The following is a 247-nucleotide window of genomic DNA, read 5'->3' as shown; positions in this document are numbered from 1 at the left end:
AGCAGCACAAGCAAATGAGCAAACACCAAGCGATGACGCAGCAAGCGATGACGCAGCAAGTGAATCACCTGTCGCCGCTGATGATAAAAAAGCTGCCGTCGCTGCAGCCATTGCCCGCGCTAAAGCTAAAAAAGCAGCGCAAGCTAATGAGCAAACAGCAAGCGATGACACTGCAAGTGAATCTCCAGTTGCTGCCGATGATAAAAAAGCTGCCGTCGCTGCAGCCATTGCCCGTGCTAAAGCCAAA

1 pseudogene is annotated in these 247 nt (G+C 51.8%); it reads left to right on the top strand.

The features are described 5' to 3' along the window. Positions 1-247: pseudogene (locus CWB75_RS18765) on the top strand (electron transport complex subunit RsxC); the annotation flags it as partial.

The organism is Pseudoalteromonas sp. S1608, from assembly GCF_005887265.1.
GTDB lineage: Bacteria > Pseudomonadota > Gammaproteobacteria > Enterobacterales > Alteromonadaceae > Pseudoalteromonas > Pseudoalteromonas undina.
Note: the sequence above shows the minus strand (reverse complement) of the source record. Positions and strands in the feature narration are given on the sequence as shown.